The sequence below is a fragment of the Desulfothermus naphthae genome (assembly GCF_054657475.1).
Genome location: NZ_BAAHYQ010000001.1, coordinates 1,586,580 through 1,606,817, shown reverse-complemented (window position 1 = coordinate 1,606,817; position 20,238 = coordinate 1,586,580). Strand labels below are relative to the sequence as shown.

At 32.8% G+C, this 20,238-nt stretch carries 19 protein-coding genes; 6 read left to right on the top strand and 13 right to left on the bottom strand.

The features are described from left to right. Positions 1 to 610 precede the first annotated feature (610 nt). The 13 genes from ACYQ1E_RS07800 to ACYQ1E_RS07740 all read right to left on the bottom strand — a co-directional run bounded on the left by ACYQ1E_RS07800 (position 611) and on the right by ACYQ1E_RS07740 (position 15,420). Positions 611 to 2,383, bottom strand: coding sequence for an AAA family ATPase (locus ACYQ1E_RS07800; RefSeq protein ID WP_459877492.1), 1,773 nt, complete (start codon positions 2,381 to 2,383; stop codon positions 611 to 613). Positions 2,384 to 2,425: 42 nt separating this feature from the next. Continuing rightward, a complete protein-coding gene (locus ACYQ1E_RS07795; RefSeq protein WP_459877489.1) occupies positions 2,426 to 2,761 on the bottom strand; it encodes a hypothetical protein in 336 nt (111 codons plus the stop codon). A 782-nt stretch (positions 2,762 to 3,543) separates the two neighbouring features. Continuing rightward, on the bottom strand, positions 3,544 to 5,316 hold the full coding sequence (locus ACYQ1E_RS07790; RefSeq protein WP_459877486.1) for an AAA family ATPase: 1,773 nt from the start codon (positions 5,314 to 5,316) through the stop codon (positions 3,544 to 3,546). Between the two features lie 51 nt (positions 5,317 to 5,367). Beyond that, entirely contained in the window at positions 5,368 to 6,258 is an 891-nt protein-coding gene (locus ACYQ1E_RS07785) for an RpnC/YadD family protein (RefSeq protein WP_459877483.1), read from the bottom strand. 676 nt (positions 6,259 to 6,934) lie between these two features. Beyond that, positions 6,935 to 8,707 carry an AAA family ATPase gene (locus ACYQ1E_RS07780; protein ID WP_459877481.1) on the bottom strand — a complete coding sequence of 591 codons (1,773 nt, stop codon included), beginning with the start codon at positions 8,705 to 8,707 and terminating at the stop codon, positions 6,935 to 6,937. A gap of 51 nt (positions 8,708 to 8,758) precedes the next feature. Then, on the bottom strand, positions 8,759 to 9,154 hold the full coding sequence (locus ACYQ1E_RS07775; protein WP_459877478.1) for a hypothetical protein: 396 nt from the start codon (positions 9,152 to 9,154) through the stop codon (positions 8,759 to 8,761). 252 nt (positions 9,155 to 9,406) lie between these two features. After that, positions 9,407 to 10,687: a glutamyl-tRNA reductase gene (gene hemA, locus ACYQ1E_RS07770; RefSeq protein WP_459877475.1), complete on the bottom strand. Its 1,281-nt coding sequence runs from the start codon at positions 10,685 to 10,687 to the stop codon at positions 9,407 to 9,409. A gap of 13 nt (positions 10,688 to 10,700) precedes the next feature. After that, entirely contained in the window at positions 10,701 to 11,510 is an 810-nt protein-coding gene (gene ccsA / locus ACYQ1E_RS07765) for a cytochrome c biogenesis protein CcsA (protein ID WP_459877472.1), read from the bottom strand. Next, positions 11,497 to 12,168: a precorrin-2 dehydrogenase/sirohydrochlorin ferrochelatase family protein gene (locus tag ACYQ1E_RS07760; RefSeq protein WP_459877469.1), complete on the bottom strand. Its 672-nt coding sequence runs from the start codon at positions 12,166 to 12,168 to the stop codon at positions 11,497 to 11,499. Before ACYQ1E_RS07760 ends, ccsA begins: the two co-directional genes overlap by 14 nt. Then, positions 12,168 to 13,361 (bottom strand): class I SAM-dependent rRNA methyltransferase, encoded by a 1,194-nt coding sequence (locus ACYQ1E_RS07755; RefSeq protein ID WP_459877466.1) that lies wholly within the window; start codon positions 13,359 to 13,361, stop codon positions 12,168 to 12,170. Before ACYQ1E_RS07755 ends, ACYQ1E_RS07760 begins: the two co-directional genes overlap by 1 nt. Beyond that, positions 13,346 to 13,582 carry a DUF4911 domain-containing protein gene (locus tag ACYQ1E_RS07750; protein ID WP_459877463.1) on the bottom strand — a complete coding sequence of 79 codons (237 nt, stop codon included), beginning with the start codon at positions 13,580 to 13,582 and terminating at the stop codon, positions 13,346 to 13,348. The genes ACYQ1E_RS07755 and ACYQ1E_RS07750 overlap by 16 nt, the downstream gene beginning before the upstream one ends. Then, entirely contained in the window at positions 13,579 to 14,643 is a 1,065-nt protein-coding gene (locus tag ACYQ1E_RS07745) for a M24 family metallopeptidase (protein WP_459877460.1), read from the bottom strand. The genes ACYQ1E_RS07750 and ACYQ1E_RS07745 overlap by 4 nt, the downstream gene beginning before the upstream one ends. 12 nt (positions 14,644 to 14,655) lie before the next feature. Then, positions 14,656 to 15,420: a tRNA (adenine-N1)-methyltransferase gene (locus tag ACYQ1E_RS07740; RefSeq protein ID WP_459877458.1), complete on the bottom strand. Its 765-nt coding sequence runs from the start codon at positions 15,418 to 15,420 to the stop codon at positions 14,656 to 14,658. A 107-nt stretch (positions 15,421 to 15,527) separates the two neighbouring features. Between ACYQ1E_RS07740 and ACYQ1E_RS07735 the strand changes: the two genes are divergently transcribed. Genes ACYQ1E_RS07735 through ACYQ1E_RS07710 form a run of 6 tightly spaced genes read left to right on the top strand, consistent with a single transcriptional unit; the run spans position 15,528 to position 20,238 of the window. Continuing rightward, a complete protein-coding gene (locus tag ACYQ1E_RS07735; protein ID WP_459877456.1) occupies positions 15,528 to 16,979 on the top strand; it encodes an Rne/Rng family ribonuclease in 1,452 nt (483 codons plus the stop codon). A gap of 3 nt (positions 16,980 to 16,982) precedes the next feature. Next, entirely contained in the window at positions 16,983 to 17,531 is a 549-nt protein-coding gene (locus tag ACYQ1E_RS07730) for an epoxyqueuosine reductase QueH (RefSeq protein ID WP_459877453.1), read from the top strand. 5 nt (positions 17,532 to 17,536) lie between these two features. Next, positions 17,537 to 18,652: a radical SAM family heme chaperone HemW gene (hemW, locus tag ACYQ1E_RS07725; RefSeq protein WP_459877450.1), complete on the top strand. Its 1,116-nt coding sequence runs from the start codon at positions 17,537 to 17,539 to the stop codon at positions 18,650 to 18,652. 2 nt (positions 18,653 to 18,654) lie between these two features. Continuing rightward, positions 18,655 to 19,167 (top strand): homoserine kinase, encoded by a 513-nt coding sequence (gene thrB / locus ACYQ1E_RS07720; protein WP_459877447.1) that lies wholly within the window; start codon positions 18,655 to 18,657, stop codon positions 19,165 to 19,167. Next, on the top strand, positions 19,154 to 19,771 hold the full coding sequence (locus ACYQ1E_RS07715; protein WP_459877444.1) for a hypothetical protein: 618 nt from the start codon (positions 19,154 to 19,156) through the stop codon (positions 19,769 to 19,771). Before thrB ends, ACYQ1E_RS07715 begins: the two co-directional genes overlap by 14 nt. Further along, positions 19,768 to 20,238 (top strand): hypothetical protein, encoded by a 471-nt coding sequence (locus tag ACYQ1E_RS07710; RefSeq protein ID WP_459877441.1) that lies wholly within the window; start codon positions 19,768 to 19,770, stop codon positions 20,236 to 20,238. Before ACYQ1E_RS07715 ends, ACYQ1E_RS07710 begins: the two co-directional genes overlap by 4 nt.

Sequence of the window (20,238 nt, the reverse complement as noted above, 5' to 3'; positions counted from 1 at the left end):
AGAACAATCAGTTGCTTACGATTGAACTGTAATTGCAGATTTTAGGTATTATTAATTAATTTACAATACAAAATTGTTCCAAATCACAAAAATTCGTCCATGATCTGAAATAAGTGACAATTTTTGTCAACCTAGTGAAATTATTGGACAACCCCAAAATAGATGGACGGACTTTGGATTTACTAATAATTATAAAGGGTTACATTAAAAATTATGCAAAATTTGAGCGTCAAAAATCGACCGGACGCTTTTTTTGAGGACATGGACGGATTTTGCTTTCTCGGCCCTTGACACACAAGGGCTCAATAGGGTAAGAGGCGGAATTATAGACCCGATTCGAGGGGATTGCGAGTTATAATCTTCAAGAACAAAATCAAACTCGCTTCCGTCAGTCAGAAAACCACGCCCCGCTTTTAGGGGATAAACCCATTAACTCATTATTTACCCATCAACCCATTTCCTCCTCACCCCTCATAGGGGTTTGAGACTTTAAGGGTTAAGGGTGAGAGAGTTGAGGGTTTAAAGCGCTTTGCTGGCCTTAAAATGAAAAATTAAAGATTCTAAAAGGCGAGATAAAAGAGAAGGAAAACATAAAAAAGACGGGAGATATTTAAACAAGGTGATGATTTCTTTCCATTTCACCACATAACTGCCCTATCTCCACCATCTCCCAACCATGCCAGATCTGATATATCTTAATCAATTCTCCATCTGCCCTGGCAGAAAATTTCTTCTCAATCCTTACATCCTTTGAATATTGCTCCAGTTGCTCCCTGGCCCTGTCTCTTAGTCCTTTTATCAACCCTTCTGTTATCTTCTCTGAACGGGGAATATACTTTAATTCTATTAAATAACCATACCTTACATTTTCATCCCTTTCCCAGAAGGGCTCAAGATATATATCTGCAAATCCTTTATTTAATTCTGTCTCTGTGCGTACTATAAAATAATCCATTATATTTATATACGTGGCCAAAAATATCTTTATGCTTTCTTCATGTTTTAAAAAATCTCTTATACTACTTTGATTTTTGATCTCTCTGGACAATAGCTCAAAAACCGCTTCCCATCTACCTTCATAAGCCATCTCTTTTAAATATTGTTGAAGCTGCCAAATATGCGGTTTAAAAATCTTTAAATCCTTATAGGCCCTACGAATATAATCATGGAGTATCTTCCACATAGTCTGATTGGGTATCTTAAGGAGACCTCCTTTTTCAAAGGTGAGTAACCCTAAATAAAACAAGTGAGATGTAAAATTCTCTTCTTCCAGTAAATCTTCCAGAGGAAAGGAACTTGCCACCTCTCCTGAAATATATCCTTTTTGAATAATATTTTGAAGAATGGAAAAATTCCCATTAAATCTCTTATCAATTATAACAAGGTGTTTTAGTTTATTATAATCTATTTTTACATTATCATCTATTAGCATATCTGGAATGCCCTTTCTACGGCCTGTTTGCCTAACAAAATAAAATATCATATCTGGATTGTATAAAGTCACTTCACTGTTATTATCAAATTTGTAATTATTATACCACTGAGAAGCTATATCTAATAGCTTATCCAGGGGTTGATTTAGCCATCCAGCTTCCACGTAATATTTAAAAATCTCTTTTACTTCCTCAAAAGTAAAACCTGCCATTTCATTGAATTCAGGTTCTAAGGAAATGGGATCTCCTATATTAAATCCACTGGTCACATCATCCATGGTTATTGGAGAGACACCTGTTATAAATATCCTGCCAACTGGTGCATCTGGTCCTGTTGTGGCTCCTTTTAACAAATTGTAAAAATACCTTAAAAAACCTGAACCATGCGTTATCTCATGATACCTCTTTGATGAATATTCTGATAGTATCGTATTTGTAAAATTGTCATATTCATCTATTAAGACATAGAGCTTATTTTGAAGTTCTTCAAAGGTGGTTCTGGATAAAAGAGCCTTTAAAGCCCTATCATATTTTTTATAAGAAAGGATCTTTGTTTTGAGTTTATCAGATATAACATGGTTATATCTTGTAATAAAATCTTCTATACTCTGCAAACAGGTTTCATTGAATGACTCTTCGACTCTGTCTGGATTTGGATCAACCATAGCAAAATTAAAACGCAAGATAAAATACTTCCCTGCATCAGGAGTCAAATTCTCACTTATCCACGTATCTTTAAATATCGCAGTAAGTTTATCCTTGTTTAAAATATCATAATAGGTCTCCAGTGTTGCTAACCACAAAGATTTTCCAAAGCGCCTTGGTCTAAGAAAAAAGAGGTAATCTCCTGCTTGCTCTATTAAAGGAATAAATTTTGTCTTATCCACATAATAGTAGTTTTCAGCTAAAATCTGAACTATATCTGACTTGCCATAGGGAATTTTTTTCATCTAAAACACCTTATATTTAAAATAAAAGGATTAAGAAAGTTGTTATTTCAAAACCTTCTGATATATTTCTTTTACGTCTTCCACACTTTCAGCTATGCGAATAACTTCTATTATGGCTTCTAGTATATTTAAATCTTTAATCTTTTTAATTTCAGGATATAATTTTATACCCTCTTTTCCAAATTTTAATTCCAAACCAAATTTTATGGCCTCTAAAAGACCTTCAAGTTTTCCTCGCTCGATTCCTTGCTGAATCCCTTCTTCAAACCCTTCTCTTTTTATTATCTCATATGCTGCTGATTCTATCATTATATCCCTTTTACGCTTTATTAATTCCATAGGAATTTCCCTGGATATTAAACCACTTAGTATCGCCATTCCTCCATGCTATATCATATTGCATTTAATTCCCCTTTTATTTTTTTATCTAATTTTGAGCCAATCTCAAATATTTTGCAACTATTATAATTGACTCGTGAACATAGCAAAACCACAACTACTAAAAATTTTTATCTATATTGAAATATTATTAATTAATTTACAATACAAAATTGTTCCAAATCACAAAAATTCGTCCATGATCTGGGACAAGTGACAATTTTTGTTAACCTACTAAAATTATTAAATAAGCCCAAAATAGATGGACGGACTTTGGATTTACTAATAATTATAAAGGGTTACATTAAAAATTATGCAAAATTTGAGCGTCAAAAAATCGACCGGACGCTTTTTTTGAGGACATGGACGGATTTTACCTTCTCGGCCCTTGACACACAAGGGCTCAATAGGGTAAGAGTCGAAATTATAGACCCGATTCGAGGGGATTGCGACACCTCTGGAGTATCGAAGACAAATCCATAATGCATGTGTCGAAATTATAGACCCGATTCGAGGGGATTGCGAGTTATAATCTTCAAGAACAAAATCAAACTCGCCTCCGTCAGTCAGAAAACCACGCCTCGCTTTTAAGGGATAAACCCATTAACTCATTTACCCATCAACCCATTTCCTCCTCCCCCCTTATAGGGGTTTGAGACTTTAACAGTTAAAGGTGAGAGAGTTGAGGGTTTAAAGCGCTTTAGCTGGCCTTAAAATGAAAAATTAAAGATTCTAAAAGGCGAGATAAAAGAGAAGGAAAACATAAAAAAGACGGGAGATATTTAAACAAGGTGCTGATTTCTTTCCATTTCACCACATAACTGCCCTATCTCCACCATCTCCCAACCATGCCAGATCTGATATATCTTAATCAACTTTCCATCTGGTCTCGTAGAAAACTTCTCCTGAATTCCAGGAGCACTGAAATACTGTTCTAATTGTTTCTTTGCTTTATTCCTCAAATCTTCTAAAAGCTTTTCTGTAACTTTCTCTGAACGGGGAATATACTTTAATTCTATTAAGTAACCATATCTTACATTTTCATCCCTTTCCCAAAAGGGCTCAAGATATATATCTGCAAATCCTTTATTTAATTCTGTCTCTGTCCGTACTATAAAATATCTGGTTATGTTTAAATACGCTGCCTGCAATAGCTTTATACTGCTCTCTCCTGTTATAAAATCCCTTAATGACGATTGTCTTTCTATCTCCTGGGATAAAAAGCTCAAAACCTCTCTCCATTTACCACTATACGCCATCTCCCTCAACATCTGTTGCAGATCAAATACATCTATTCGAAAGATATCTAAATCCTCATATATATCCCTTAAATATTCAAACAAGATGCTCCATATGGTTTGATTGGGAATAGTTAATACATCTTCTTTTTCAAATGATAATATACCAAGATAAAAAAGATGAGACACAAAATTAGATTTCTTTAGTAAACTCTCCAAAGGAAAAGATGTTAAAACCGGCGATATTATACTTCCCTTATCCATTACTTTTTTGAGAATGGAAAAATTCCCATTAAATCTCTTATCAATTATAACAAGGTGTTTTAGTTTATTATAATCTATTTTTACATTGTCATCTATTAGCATATTAGGAATGCGTTTATAAGTACCTACCTCCCTTACAAAATAAAAAATCATATCAGGATTATATAGATAAACAGAGCTATGAGCCTCAAATTTGTAGTTATTATACCAGATTGATGCTATCTCTAAAAGTAATTCCAATGGCTGATTTAACCAACCCTCTTCAATATAATATTCAAAAATTTCCTTTACCTCCTCTATTGTAAATCCTGCAAGTTCATTAAATTGAGGATATAAAGTTATTGGAGTGGCTATATTAAATCCACTAGTCACATCATCCATGGTTATTGGAGAGACACCTGTTATAAATATCCTCCCAACAGGTGCATCTGGTCCTGTTGTAGCTCCTTTTAATAAATTGTAAAAATACCTTAAAAAACCTGAACCATGCGTTATCTCATGATACCTCTTTGATGAATATTCTGATAGTATCGTATTTGTAAAATTGTCATATTCATCTATTAAGACATAGAGCTTATTTTGAAGTTCTTCAAAGGTAGTTCTGGATAAAAGAGCCTTTAAAGCCCTATCATATTTTTTATAAGAAAGGATCTTTGTTTTGAGTTTATCAGATATAACATCTTTATATCTTGTGATAAAATCTTCTATACTTTGCAAACAGGTTTCATTGAATGACTCTTCCACTCTGTCTGGATTAGGATCAACCATAGCAAAATTAAAACGCAAGATAAAATACTTCCCTGCATCAGGAGTCAAATTCTCACTTATCCACGTATCTTTAAATATCGCAGTAAGTTTATCCTTGTTTAAAATATCATAATAGGTCTCCAGTGTTGCTAACCACAAAGATTTTCCAAAACGCCTTGGTCTAAGAAAAAAGAGGTAATCCCCTGCTTGCTCTATTAAAGGGATAAATCTTGTCTTATCCACATAATAGTAGTTTTCAGCTAAAATCTGAACTATATCTGATTTGCCATAGGGAATTCTTTTCATCTAAAACACCTTATCTTAAAAATCTATTTAATAAAAGAATTAAGAGAGTTGTTATTTCAAAACCTTCTGATATATTTCTTTTACATCTTCCACACTTTCAGCTATCCGAATAACATCTATCATGGCTTCTAGTATATTTAAATCTTTAATCTTTTTAATTTCAGGATATAATTTTATACCCTCTTTTCCAAATTTTAATTCCAAACCAAATTTTATGGCCTTCAAAAGACCTTCAAGTTTTCCTCGCTCGATTCCTTGCTGAATCCCTTGCTGAATTCCTTGCTGGATCCCTTCTTCAAACCCTTCTCTTTTTATTATCTCATATGCTGCTGATTCTATCATTATATCCCTCCTACGCTTTATTAATTCCATAGGAATTTCCCTGGATATTAAACCACTTAGTATCGCCATCCCTGTTAATAAATCTGATTTATATTGCCTGCTTTCCTCTACCTCATATATCCCTTTCTCCGCTTCTTCTATTAAACCTATACCTCCCTTCATTAAAGGTACAAATGGATACAAGCACACAATCCCTTCTTTTAATACCTCTCTTGCTTCTAGCTCATATAGCTTTACTACTTTATACCTAAATTCTACCTCATTGTCCCTATAATAATCCACTATCCCATAACACCTCTTTAACTCAATCATTACTGTCTCTATCTCCAAATCCTCTTCAAGTATATGCCTGCATCTTGTCTCCAATGTCCTTAAAGGCAAGTATTTCTTCCACTGAGTTATTAATTCCAACAACACTAGCCTCTGTGTCCCATCCTCAAATGACGCCCTTAATACAAAATCTGATCTCCTTACCGACGCAGTCTCCTGAGGACGCACATCTACTAACTCCGAATCCTTTATCTCTAATCCACACAACCTACGCAATATAGCATTCCTACAATGTGTCAATATCACCTTTGATGCTATATCATATTGCATTTAATTCCCCTCTTATTTTTTTATCTAATTTTGAGCCAATATCAAATATTTTGCAACTATTATTAATTGAGCAATATCCCGAACATAGCAAAACCACAACTACTAAAAATTTTAATCATTGAAATATTATTAATTGATTTACAATACAAAATTGTTCCAAATCACAAAAATTCGTCCATGATCTGGGATAAGTGACAATTTTTGTCAACCTACTGAAATTATTAAATAAGCAAAAAATAGATGGACGGACTTTAGATTTACTAATAATTTTAAATGGTTACATTAAAAATTATGCAAAATTTGAACGTCAAAAAATCGACCGGACGCTTTTTTTGAGGACATGGACGGATTTTGCCTTCTCGGCCCTTGACACACAAGGGCTCAATAGGGTAAGAGTCTGAAAACGCGCCCCGCTTTTAGGGGTTTGAGACAACTCCCCTTCGACCTCCCCAGACTTTATGTCCGTGTCCAAATGACTGCCCCGCTTTTAGGGGATAAGCCCATTAACTCATTAACCCATTAACCCCTCTCCCTTTTAGGGATTTGGGACTCGAGCTTTTTTGACTTTTGGGATAGGGGAGCAAAAAGGCGCTTTAGCTGGCCCTAAAATGAAAAATTAAAGATTCTAAAAGGCGAGATAAAAGAGAAGGAAAACATAAAAAAAGACGGGAGATATTTAAACAAGGTGCTGATTTCTTTCCTTTTGAGGACATAACTGCCCTATCTCCACCATCTCCCAACCATGCCAGATCTGATATATCTCAATCAACTTTCCATCTGGTCTCGTAGAAAACTTCTCCTGAATTCCAGGAGCACTGGAATACTGTTCTAATTGTTTCTTTGCTTTATTCCTCAAATCTTCTAAAAGCTTTTCTGTAACTTTCTCTGAACGGGGAATATACTTTAATTCTATTAAGTAACCATATCTTACATTTTCATCCCTTTCCCAGAAGGGCTCAAGATATATATCTGCAAATCCTTTATTTAATTCTGTCTCTGTGCGTACTATGAAATATCTAGTTATGTTTAAATACGCTGCCTGCAATAGCTTTATACTACTCTCTCCTGTTATAAAATCCCTTAATGACGATTGTCTTTCTATCTCCTGGGATAAAAAGCTCAAAACCTCTCTCCATTTACCACTATACGCCATCTCCCTCAACATCTGTTGCAGATCAAATACATCTATTCGAAATATATCTAAATCCTCATATATATCCCTTAAATATTCAAACAAGATGCTCCATATGGTTTGATTGGGAATAGTTAATACATCTTCTTTTTCAAATGATAATATACCAAGATAAAAAAGATGAGACACAAAATTAGATTTCTTTAGTAAACTCTCCAAAGGAAAAGATGTTAAAACCGTAGATATTATACTTCCCTTATCCATTACTTTTTTGAGAATGGAAAAATTCCCATTAAATCTCTTATCAATTATAACAAGGTGTTTTAGTTTATTATAATCTATTTTTACATTATCATCTATTAGCATATTAGGAATGCCCTTTCTACGGCCTGTTTGCCTAACAAAATAAAATATCATATCTGGATTGTATAAAGTCACTTCACTGTTATTATCAAACTTATAATTATTATACCACTGAGAAGCTATATCTAATAGCTTATCCAGGGGTTGATTTAGCCATCCAGCTTCCACATAATATTTAAAAATCTCTTTTACTTCTTCAAAAGTAAAACCTGCCATTTCATTGAATTCAGGTTCTAAGGAAATAGGATCTCCTATATTAAATCCACTGGTCACATCATCCATGGTTATTGGAGAGACACCTGTTATAAATATCCTGCCAACAGGTGCATCTGGTCCTGTTGTAGCTCCTTTTAATAAATTGTAAAAATACCTTAAAAAACCTGAACCATGCGTTATCTCATGATACCTCTTTGATGAATATTCTGATAGTATCGTATTTGTAAAATTGTCATATTCATCTATTAAGACATAGAGCTTATTTTGAAGTTCTTCAAAGGTGGTTCTGGATAAAAGAGCCTTTAAAGCCCTATCATATTTTTTATAAGAAAGGATCTTTGTTTTGAGTTTATTAGATATAACATCTTTATATCTTGTGATAAAATCTTCTATACTCTGCAAACAGGTTTCATTGAATGACTCTTCCACCCTGTCTGGATTTGGATCAACCATAGCAAAATTAAAACGCAAGATAAAATACTTCCCTGCTTCACGGGTCAAATTCTCACTTATCCACGTATCTTTAAATATCGCAGTAAGTTTATCCTTGTTTAAAATATCATAATAGGTCTCCAGTGTTGCTAACCACAAAGATTTTCCAAACCGCCTTGGTCTAAGAAAAAAGAGGTAATCCCCTGCTTGCTCTATTAAAGGGATAAATCTTGTCTTATCCACATAATAGTAGTTTTCAGTTAAAATCTGAACTATATCTGATTTGCCATAGGGAATCTTTTTCATCTAAAACACCTTATCTTAAAAATCTATTTAATAAAAGGATTAAGAAAGTTGTTATTTCAAAACCTTCTGATAAACTTCTTTTACATCTTCCACACTTTCAGCTATGCGAATAACTTCTATTATGGCTTCTAGTATATTTAAATCTTTAATCTTTTTAATTTCAGGATATAATTTTATACCCTCTTTTCCAAATTTTAATTCCAAACCAAATTTTATGGCCTCCAAAAGACCTTCAAGTTTTCCTCGCTCGATTCCTTGCTGAATTCCTTGTTGAATTCCTTGCTGAATTCCTTGCTGGATCCCTTCTTCAAACCCTTCTCTTTTTATTATCTCATATGCTGCTGATTCTATCATTATATCCCTCCTACGCTTATTAATTCCATAGGGATTTCCCTGGATATTAAACCACTTAGTATCGCCATCCCTCGATGCTATATCATATTGCATTTAATTACCCTTTTATTTTTTTATCTAATTTTGAGCCAATCTCAAATATTTTGCAACTATTATTAATTGAGCAATATCCCGAACATAGCAACCCAATGTCCTAGGAAAGATGTCGCTTCAAGAGAAGGGGGTTTTGAGGATGACCTTTTTCCTATGCTTCTTCCCCGAGGATAGGAGCGAAATTTCAACTAGCAGTGGACAGAGGATGGTTCTTGTTTTGGAAAAACTTCTTATCTTAACACTACTTTGCATTTACTTTTCATCCAACTCAAAAATATCCCTTATTAACGAGGTATATTCCCTTAAATCCACTCTTGCCCTTGTAGATTTGTTTTTTAAAAAAGTGATGGGATAGTGGGAAAATTTTTTTATTAGTGATGAGGCCAGTGTCTTTAATATCTCTTCAGCTTCAGGATCCTGTGTTAATTTACTAAGCCTCTTAAAACTCTTTTTTACTTCTCCTTCTGCAATATTTTCAAATTTCTCAATCAAATCCTTAATTGTAGGATTTAAAGACAAAGACCTTAGCCATGTCTCAAATTTTTGTACTTCTTCCTTTATAATAGACCTTGCTATTTCAGCTTCCCTTGCCCTCTTCTCTAAATTTTCAGATACAACATCCTTTAAATCATCTATGTCATAAAGATATACATTGTCTAAATTATTTACATCAGGGTCAATATCACGGGGAACTGCTATATCAATAAAAAACATTGGTCTATATTTTCTCTTCTTAATAATAACCTTCATGTCCCTTTGATGTATAATAGGTTCACTGGCTCCAGTAGAACTGATTACTATATCCCTATCAACTAAGAGATCAAAAAGTTTAGAAAAGGAATATCCAACTCCACCAAATCTCTTTGCAAGTTCCTTTGCACGGGAAAGTGTTCTATTTACCACCACAATATCTTTTACTCCTGAATTAATTAGATGTTGAGCTGCTAACTCTGCCATTTCCCCAGCACCTATTAACATGGCCTTTTTATTATCTAATTCAGAAAAAATCCTCTTTGCAAGCTCTACTGCTGCATAACTAATGGATACTGCACTATGGGATATTTTTGTCTCAGTTCTAATGCGCTTGGCAACAGAAAATGATCTGTGCATGAGCCTGTTTAAAATAGATTTGGTGGTCTTACTATCAGCCGCTATTTTATAGGCTTCTTTTAATTGCCCAAGGATCTGGGGCTCACCTACTACCATTGAATCTAGACTAGAAGCCACCTCAAATAGGTGGAAAATTGCATCCGTGTCCCTATATGAATAAATGCATGGCAAAAGATGTTCTTTTTGTTCTCCACATAAAAAAGCCCACCTCTCAATCACCCAATCAGTTGGATCTATATCTTTTTTTGCTACAAAAATTATCTCTACCCTATTACAGGTTGAAAGACAAAGAACTTCATCTATTAAATTGTTAGTAACCTCTAAAAAATCTCGGGGTGAAGTATTTGTTAAAGCAAATCTTTCACGAACCTCAACAGGCGCAGTTTTATGGTTTATGCCAATAAGATATATATGCTTTTCCATATAAAATCCTAAATTATCTAAAACTATGATGGGTTGGAAAAAGTGAATTGATCACTAGAAAAGAGATAAGACTCAAAGTAAAAATCCACGCTATTAAAATGGCTGGCTTTTTACCTTTCCATCCAATGGCCATCCTCTGATGAAATAGATATGCAAATAAGACCCACACCACCAAACTCCACACCTCTTTTATGTCCCATGAAAAAATCTTGTGCCAGGTCAATGATGCCCATATAAAACCAGATAGGATTCCAATAGTAAATAAAGGAAATCCTATTCCAACAACAAAATGATTTATTCTATCCAATGTTTCCAGTGAGATTCCTTCTATTTTAAAGGACGTTGTTGATGATTTTTTCTTTATTTGATTGTGCATATATAGATAAAAAATACCAACAGCAAATCCAACAGAGACCATTGCAATAGAGAGAAATAAACACAAGATGTGTGTAGTAAACCACAACATACTCATGGTCTTTGGTACTGGTAACATTTTTGTATTTATGAGATTAGATGAAATAAAAAAAATAAGTGCTAAAGGCGAGATCATTAAAGATAAAAATCTTATTTTCATTTTCCATATCAAAAATAAAAATACAAGTATAACAGACCATCCAAATAGACTAAAATAAAATTGCCCTTCTGACAAAAAATTACCCTGACAGACATTAAATAACAAAACCAGAGAATGGGCCAAATATCCAGCTAGTATAAATAAATTTGATATTTTATCTAAAACTGAATTTTTTCTATGAATAGCAATAACACATAAAATAAAGGCAATAATATATGTTATTGAAACAAAAATATTAAAAAATACCATTTAATAACTCCATTACTTTTTCTTCATTTTGCTCTTTTAAAACACTCTTTATTCTTTCTTTTATGTAATCTAAATCTTTATTTTTTATTGCTAAAATAAATCTATCTTCTATAAAACTATTAAAAATCTTTTTGTTCTCATCACTCATTTTATTTTGAGAAATAATAATAGGTCTCATCTTTCCTAGTATCTTGGTCAAAGTAACTAATTCATCACCTATTGCATTTTCTATTATTTTTTTTAAATATCTAGACATGGCAGGACTTTTGCCACCAGTAGAAATTGCAATTTCTATTACATCCTTATCTACTATTGACGGGACTATAAAAGAACAGAGATTTGGTCTATCTACTACATTGCATAAGATATTCCTGTCATGACACAGCTTAGATATCCTTTTGTTTAACTCTAAATTATTGGTTGCAACTATGACAAGAAACTTGTTGTCTAGGTCTTTTTCTTGAAACTCCCTGTTTTTAACCTCCACAAACTTAGGCAAAGATTTTTGAAAATCATTTGATACATAGGGATCCACAACTAATATTTTTTTTGGGGCTGCTTTACATAAGATCTCTATCTTTCTTTTTCCTACAGATCCAGCCCCAACAACCAGACATTCCTTGTTTTTTAAATCTAAAAAAACTGGATAATAGTGCATTATTCCACTTTAATAGCAAGTCCTTTTAAATACTTCCCATATTCCAGTGCTGGGGGATATGGGTGATCCACTCCAGCGGACATCTCTTTTAATATTGAAATATCTCTTCCACAGTCAAGCCCACATTCCATGATGATTTTTTTAAATTGCAATTGGTCCACAAGTCCTGAACAGGAAAAAGTGATTAAATATCCTCCTGACTTTACAATTTTTAATGCCCTTTTATTTAATTTTTTATATCCAGCTATCCCTTCTTTTAAATCAGATGTATGTTTTACAAACTTAGGTGGGTCTAATATAACAATATCAAATAATTCTTTTGCTTCAATATATTCTTTAAGTGATGCAAAGACATTTTGTCTTTTTATTTCATATCTGCTCTTTTCTATATTATTTAATAGCAGATTTTCCCTTAGTATTTCCAACGAATCTATAGATGTATCTATATTTACTACTTTTTTGGCCCTGTTTTTTAAAGCATGTAAGCCAAATCCACCAGTATAACAAAAACAATTTAGAATATTCTTATTATTAGAAATTTTACCTAAAAAATATCTATTCTCTCTTTGGTCTAAATAAAATCCTGTTTTATGTCCTTTTTTTACATCAACATAAAATTTAACATCCCTTTCTTGAATCTCTATTCTATCTGGAATATTTCCGAATAATGTCCTACTTACTGGATTTAGACCTTCTTTTAACCTGACATCCACATCAGATCTTTCATATATACCATCTGGATTTATTTGTTTTTTTAAATAGGATAAAACTACCTCTTTAATTTTTTCTGCTCCACAACTTAAAAACTGGCAAACAATATATCCATTATAAAAGTCTATTATAAGCCCAGGGAGAAAATCACCTTCAGAATTAACAATCCTATAAGCATTGGAATTAACTAAGGATTTCACATTTTTTCTGTAAGAATATGCCCTGTGTAATCTCTTAAAAAAGAATTCATCATCAATTTTTTTATCACTCATTCCAAAGGATAACATCCTAACACGTATCTGGGACCTCGGGGAATACCATCCATATCCCAACTCTTGTTTTTCATAAGACAAAACCAATACCACATCACCATATCCTGGGTCACCAACAACCTTTGAGATAGCCCCAGAAAATACCCATGGATGTCTTCTTTTAACTGGAATTTCCCTTGATTTTTTTAAAATTACTACTTTTTCTCCCATTCTTGTGGATAGATCACCTCAAGTCCAATCTCTTTTTTCAAGCCATTAATAAAGTAATACAACTCCTCTTTCTGGTCTTCTAAGTAAGAAATCTTTATAATTGCCTCAAATCTATCAATTACACTCATGTAGCACAGGTTTTCATAGCTTTCTAAAATAAACTTAAAATATCCAATTTGATCCCTTGGGATCTTTACATATAACCGTTTTGAATAGATCAAAGGACTTTTGCACCTTCTTCTGTGACAACCACCATGTGTTCCCATCTCACACCGCCCCACTCTGGGAAATAGAGTCCTGGTTCTATGGTTACAACCATACCTGGTTTAAATGTTTTATCGTTTCTAGAACCAAGAGCTGGAGCTTCGTGGGTCTCTAAACCAATTCCATGGCCAAGGGCATGAGTAAAATTATCCCCTACACCATTTTCATTGAAAAAATCTTTTACTAAAAAAAATAGATCTTTAATCCTCATCCCAACTTTTAAATTCTCTATTGCCAGCCTCTGCGCACTTATGACCAAATCTAGGACCCTGGAAAAATAATCGGGCACTTTATCTCCAATCCAAAAGGTCCTTGTTTGGTCAGAACAATAATCTTTATATCTTCCCCCAATATCTATAAGCAAACATCCATTTTTTTGCACTTTAATTTTGCCAGGAGTGTAATGGGGCTCAGCTGCATTTTTCCCATATGCAACAATGGGATTAAAGGCCATTTCTGTTGCTCCAAAATCCCTGAAGAGCTTTTCTATTTCCCATGCCAGTTCTTCTTCTGTAACTCCAATAAGTTCCATTGAATTTAGTCTGTCAAATACCTTATGATTTATTTTTACTGATTCTTTAATAAAATTTATTTCATCCTCATCTTTTATTTCTCTTAAAGATTCAATTAATCCCTTATATGGATGAAGATTCACAGATTCTGAAAGAGATTTATAAAATTCATATGTCATAATATTTGGCTCAAAGCCAATATCTTTTAACTTATTTTTTATTAAGAATTTCTTAATTTCTTCTTCTTTATTACTTGTATAAATAAATAAATAATTTTTATCCCATAATTTTTGAGCAGTTTCAAAATATCTTGGATCTGTTAAAAGATAATCTTCCTTATCAGGTAAAATCAATATACAACCTGCACTTTCATTACATTGAGGATCCTTTAATTCAAATCCACTTAAATAAAATCTATTTGCAGGATGCAAAACTAAATATGCATCAAGATTTAACTCTTTTATTTTCTTTTTAACCCCTTCTCTCCTTTTAACAAATCTGTCCATGTATCTAACCTCTCATTTATTTTTGACCCTTGCAAATATTAAAAATCCAGTGTGTGCAACCATCCTATCCTCAGGCCTGAACCTTTCATAAACTGGTTTATACCTTCTAAGCATTATCTCAACCACCTCTATATCAATAAAAGGTCCTTTTTCTAAAGCCTTTAGCAAAGTAGTGACCTGATTAGTAGTAGGAAGCAAAAAGCCTACTACACTTCCATTTTTTACTGTTTCACTAAACTGCTCAACATATAACCAGGGTTCCCTTACATCTAAAAAGCCACAATCCATACCTTTAAGTCCAAAACCTTCACTTATATCCCTTACCTCTAATACCACCCTGGATTCAAGACCTACTTTAGTTAAATTCTTTCTACACAAGGAGACAAATTCTTCCCTTCTATCAAAACTATATACTTTTCCAGTCTCACCAACCATATAGGCAAAAGACATGGTAAGGGAACCAGACCCACATCCAGCCTCAACCACCTTACTCCCTGGCCCAACTCCAAGTCGAACTAGTATATAGCCAATGTCTTTAGGATAAATAATTTGAGTCTTTCTCTCTATATTTTTAATCAAATCATAGAGTGTTGGTTTTAAAATATGGTAAACTTTACCTAGATGAGTCTTAATCTCATCACCAAAATCCTTTTCCAAGACCTCTGAGATATCTATTTTTCCATGGTGAGTGTGGAACTCCTTTCCTGCCTCAACTGTCAAAAGATATTTCTTGCCTTGAGGACTAACCAGTTGTATTAATTCTCCAGGGGATATCATTATAGAATTCCTACTCTATTATTAATCATGTTCAAGGATTAAATTCATATATCCATTATTCCCTAAGGTCAATTACATATTTTTTCAAATAGGAGCAGATAATAGGCATGGCAATTAAGAAAAGACAAATGTTAATTTCAATATTGCCAGGTGAACTAATTGAAGTGGCATTAATCAAAGACCATGCACTTGATGAATACTATGTTGAGATGCTAAGTGCCCATAAAATAAAGAGAAATATATATAAAGGGGTGATCCACAATATAGATACATCTCTTCAGGCCGCATTTGTAAATTATGGGGACAAAAAAAATGGATTTCTGCAAATAGATGAAATACATCCAGACTACTATATATCAGACATAAGGCCACAAAAGGGGCAAAAATTTCCACCCATTCAAAAGGTATTAAAGCCTGGTCAGGAGATATTGGTCCAGATAGTAAAAGAACCCACAGAAAATAAAGGCGCCTTCTTAACCACCTATCTCACCCTCCCTGGCAGATATCTTGTCTTAACCCCAGGAAAAGAACAAGTTGCTATTTCAAGAAAAATTGAAGATGATGAAGAGAGACAACGACTGAAAATAATAATAAATGAGTTCAAGCTGGAGCCTGGTCTGGGAGTAATAGTCAGGACCGTGAGTGAAGGTCAAAATAAAACAAACCTATTTCGGGACCTTCAATTTCTAACAAGGCTCTGGAAAGATATTAAAAAAAAGGCCATGGAAGAATCTGCCCCTTGCCTTTTGTATGAAGAAAAGGACCTGGCATTTAGGGCAATTAGAGATTATCTAACCTCTGATGTTAAATATGTATGGGTAGATAATAAAAATGTAGCACATAAATTAGAAGAATATGTGAATCTTGTATTTCCAAGACGAAAAAATATGGTGAAATGTTATTTATCTGATGAGATTGACCTCTTTGACAAATTTCATATAAAAGAACAAATAAAAAAAGTATTTGACAGACGGGTGAAATTACCTTCTGGGGGAGAAATAGTAATAGACCAAACAGAGGCCCTAACTGCCATTGACATCAACTCAGCAAAGGTCTCTGGGGAATCTTCTTTTAAAGAAATGGCATACAAGACAAACTTAGAGGCCACAAAAGAAATCGCCAATCAGCTCAAATTGCGAGACATTGGTGGACAAATTGTAATAGATTTTATAGAGATGAAAGATAAAAAATATGCCAGAGAGGTAGAAAAACAACTCAAAACATACCTCAAAAATGACAAAGCCAGGACCTCTGTAGGCAAGATATCCAAGTTTGGACTTTTAGAAATTGTGAGGCAAAAAATGGGATCATCTGCAATATCAACTATATATAAAGAGTGTCCAAAATGTAGAGGAATAGGACGTGTGATGAGTATAGAGTGGAGGGCCGCCCAGGTATTAAAAAAAATCTACAAAGAGATATTAAAACCTGATTCACCTAATCCTTTAGAATTTATCCTTGAAAAAGAATTGTGTCTTTATCTTTTAAATAATAAAAAACAAACTTTAATAGAAATGGAAAAAAAATACCATAAAAAAATCATAATAGAAGAGATATAGGCCATGAAAAAAAGAATTTTACTCCACATATGTTGTGGGCCATGCGCAATTTACCCAATACAAATATTAAAACAAGAAGGATTTGAAATTTTAGGTCTTTACTATAATCCAAACATACATCCATTAAAAGAGTATTTAAAAAGAAAACAAGCTCTTCAAACTGTTTCAAAAGAATACAACATAAAAGTTATTTATAAAGACGATGAATATAATCCAATTAATTATTTTAGAAAAGTTATTTATAGAGAAAACAATAGATGTTTTTATTGTTATCATATGAGAATTGAAAAGACCATATCTATAGCAAGAAGGGGAAAGTTTGATTATTTTACAACTACACTTTTATATAGTAAATTTCAAAAGCACGATACAATAAGCACTTTATGTAAAGACCTATCAGTAAATAAGGGTGTGAAATTTTATTATTACGACTTTAGAGAAGGATGGAAAATTGGAATCGAAGAAAGCAAAAATTTGGGTATCTATAGGCAACAATATTGTGGTTGTATATTTAGTGAATTTGAAAGGTATAAAAATGAATTAAAAACATAAAAATTATGTTGCTATATATACACTTTCCCTTTTGCAAGTCCAAGTGTATTTATTGTAATTTTTATTCTGTAAAAATCAATGATGAATTAGTAAAGTTATATTTAAATGGATTATTTGAGGAAATTAAATATTGGAAAGATAAATTACATGATATTAAATTTAACTCAATATACATCGGCGGTGGCACACCCAGTATCTTGAAATTAAAATACTTAGACCAGATAATTAATGCATTATTTAAAAATTTTAAATTTGAAAACTACATAGAATTTAGTTTTGAAGGCAATCCAGATTCCCTTAAGGATTTAATTTATCTAAAGGAATTAAAAAGTTTTGGTGTCAATAGAATTAGTATAGGCATTCAAAGCATAAGGGATAGCTATCTCAAATTCCTTGGAAGGACACATAGTGCAAAGGACGGAATATTTTCAGTTAAACTTTGTAATCTGGCAAAATTTGAAAATATTAACATAGACCTTATATGGGGTCTGCCAGAACAAACAGTAGCCTCATGGTTGCATGATTTAAGACAAATATGCAAATTAGACATCCAACACATATCCTGCTATGGTCTAACAGTAGAACAGGGCACCAAATTACACACCATGGTGAAAAAAAATATGGTAAAATTACCTCATGAAAATAGACTTGCTTCTTTATACATAGGTGGTGCTGATTTTTTAGAATCTAGAGGATTTATTCAATATGAAATATCTAATTTTTCAAAGCTGGGGTATGTCTGTATGCACAATATGGGCTATTGGGAACAAATGGACTATCTTGGACTTGGGCCATCAGCGGTCTCAACCATAGAAAACAAAAGGTGGGAAAATTGTAAAAATATTGTTGAATATTCTCAAAATCCCTTTAAGCGCAAAGAAATAAAATTAGATAAAAAAGACCATATAAATGAATTTATAATGCTCAGCTTAAGGACAACACGAGGACTAAATCTTAAAAAATATGCCAAAAAGACAGGCGAAAATTTCTGGAAAAAACACCACAAACTCATTAATTTACTTCATAGAAACAATATGATAAAAATAAGAAATGGATATTTAAGTTTAACAAAAAATGGCTTTTTAGTGAGTAATTCTATAATTGAGAAATTTTTTATTTAAACATGACCCTTTCAAATATCTCTCTAATTGGCATGCCAGGTTCTGGCAAGTCAACAATTGTGAAAAAGCTTGCCAGGACACTGAACTTTACCTGGATTGACACAGACTTGTTAATCGAATCATGGTTTGGCACATCTCTACAAGAGATAAGAGATAGGCTGGGAAATGAAAATTTTTTAAAAGCCGAAGAATTTATTGTTTTAAATTTATATGTCAATAAGTGCGTAATTGCAACTGGTGGAAGCGTTGTTTATAGTAAAGATGCAATGAAATACCTAAAAAAATTAGGACCAGTAATTTATTTAAGATGTAGCTTAGATGAAATTAAATACCGTATAGCAAAAAATCCAGAACGTGGACTTGTAATAGAAAAAGGTCAGGATTTATCAGACTTATATAGAGAAAGAACACCCTTATACCAAAGTTATTGCGATTTTGTAGTAGATACTGACAAATTAAGTGTAAATCAATGCATTGAAAAAATTGTAAACTGGATACAACATGAAAAAAAATAAGAAAAAAAGTAAAATTCTCACTTTAAAACAAAAGCAAAATTTATTTCTTCAATTAGAAAAGTTATATAATCATATGGAATCAACATATAATGATATTGCAAATAAAATTGGTCTTAGCTGTGATGGTTGTGAAAATAACTGTTGTACAACTTATTTTCAGCATCATACACATATTGAATGGGCATATTTATATAAGGGGTTAAAGTCTTTATCAGATACTAAACAAAAAGAAATTTTTATGAGAGCAAAAGAATATGTTAAAGTTGCAGAAAAAAAATTATTACAAAATGAACCTATCAAAATAATGTGTCCTTTAAATGAAAATGGAAAATGTATTCTCTACAAATACAGGCTCATGATATGTAGATTGCATGGTATTCCAAATGTTGTGAAAATGCCAGATGGAGTTATGAAAAAATTTTCTGGATGCTATAGATGTGTACAAATAACTAAAGATATGCCCTATTTCCCTGTAATGGATAGAACTCCATTTTATATTAAGTTAGCAGAATTAGAAAAAAGATTTAAAAAACTTTTAAAAAATCCTTTAAAAAAAGTAGATCATACACTTGCAGAGATGATTGTATCAGGAGAACCAAGATGAAAAAAAATAAATTAATCTTATTTTTAATTATCTTACTTAATTCTTGTTCAACTCCAATGGTATTACATCTAAAAAAGAATCGCTTACTAACCAATCAATCCCAGATTTTAACCATGAAATACATTGAATTTCACTACACATGTTATCAAAGGGGAAGTAATTTTTATGTAAAAGGATTTGCATATCCAAGAAGAGAAAAATTGCCCCCCTGGGGAGACACCCTAGATGAATTGTGGTTAGGAATATACATTTGTGATAAGTTTGGGAAGGTATTGGCCCAGGACATTAATGTCTACTCCCCTCAAAAAATAGACAATAAAGGGCTCTTCTTTGAATTTAAACTAGAGCCCAAAGATTTTGGGGCACCTGGTCCCATCTACATTACCTTTGGATATCGTTTAAAAATAATTGGTAGCTTAAAAAACCAGCCCAAGGTATTTTTTGCCATTGAAAAGGCCGTTGAATAA